This window comes from Romboutsia sp. 13368 (assembly GCF_018336475.1).
In the GTDB taxonomy this organism is placed as follows: domain Bacteria; phylum Bacillota; class Clostridia; order Peptostreptococcales; family Peptostreptococcaceae; genus Romboutsia.
Window position 1 is genome coordinate 1406931 of the sequence record NZ_CP048741.1, and the last position, 424, is coordinate 1407354.

The 424-nt window shown below is 26.9% G+C and carries 1 protein-coding gene; it reads right to left on the reverse strand.

The window, feature by feature from the left end; all coding sequences use genetic code 11:
• Positions 1–27 precede the first annotated feature (27 nt).
• Entirely contained in the window at positions 28–375 is a 348-nt protein-coding gene (locus tag G3997_RS05665) for a hypothetical protein (protein WP_296644210.1), read from the reverse strand.
• Positions 376–424 lie beyond the last annotated feature (49 nt).

Consider the following 424-nt stretch of genomic DNA (forward strand, 5'->3'; position numbering starts at 1 on the left):
TAATCTTATCTACATCCTTTTGTAAATTTATTTTGGAAATACCTCAAATACTCCTACAGCTTTACAAATCAATTCAGGTATTAATAAATACTTTTCATTATGCCCATCTAATACTTTTAATACTTCAAATTTTATTTTTATTATTGTATCATTAAATGAAATAATCTGACCAACTACATCTACGTGATCTCCACAAATTAAAGGCTTTATAATTTCTAACTCCTCATAATCTTTTAATATACCTTTATGCCCTTCATTTCTTATTAATAATTCCTCTGCGATATCATCAAATATTTCTACTATCCTGCTAATCCCTATGTATTCATCATGGTCAATATCTTTAGCTTTAAGTTTTATTCTCATTGTACATTTCATACATATCCCCCCTAACTATCATGTTTTAATATATGCAAGTGCTATTCTA